Origin of the sequence: Nonomuraea antimicrobica (genome assembly GCF_039536965.1) — a bacterium.
Classification (GTDB): Bacteria; Actinomycetota; Actinomycetes; order Streptosporangiales; family Streptosporangiaceae; genus Nonomuraea; species Nonomuraea antimicrobica.
The window spans coordinates 1-665 of sequence record NZ_BAAAZP010000302.1; the positions used below are offsets into that span (position 1 = coordinate 1).

The following is a 665-nucleotide window of genomic DNA, read 5'->3' on the forward strand; positions in this document are numbered from 1 at the left end:
GAACTGTCCGACGCCGAAAGGACACGGATGCACCAGATCATCGGCTCCGGTGTCCATCCACTGCCGACCTTTGAGATCGTCCCAGTGGAGAACTCTACTGAGCCTGGGAAAGGCTGTTACGTCATCGTGGTCGCGGCCGGCCCACGCCAGCCGTACGCCGTCGCAGTGAACGACGGCTATCGCTACCCCCGACGCATCGGCCCCTCTATCGGCTACCTGACCGAGCCCGAGATCGAGACCGCCTATCGGCGCCGAGACGCTGCCAGACGCGACCAAGCGGCGCGCGCTGTTGAGATCGAGCAGGTCATCTCGAATCGGCTCGACCACGACAATCCGTGGATCATGGTGTCGCTCGTCCCCGACCACCCTGGGCAGGCTCCTATGGAAGCAGCGACCTTCAAGGAGGTACGCGATCTCTATCAGGGGAGTAAGGCCAACCCACTGGTGGTCGGCTCCATGACCGGCTGGAGACAGGTTCAACCTGCCCAGCATCGATATCTCCTCGACGACAGACTCTCTCAAGACCGCAACGCCAAGAATATGGCTGCCGAGTTGTACGTCGATGGAGCAGGCGTGTACGCGATGACCGCCCCGGCCTTCTGGAAGGACGGAGAGACGAACCTCGTGCGCTTCAGCGACGAGAAAGTTGTACTGATCCTCCTGTC

The 665-nt window shown here is 61.7% G+C and carries 1 protein-coding gene; it reads left to right on the top strand.

Translation table 11 applies throughout. From position 1 onward, the window contains the following. Positions 1 to 27 precede the first annotated feature (27 nt). Positions 28 to 665 (top strand): hypothetical protein (locus ABD844_RS52950; RefSeq protein ID WP_344897969.1); only part of this gene is annotated, 638 nt, incomplete at its 3' end.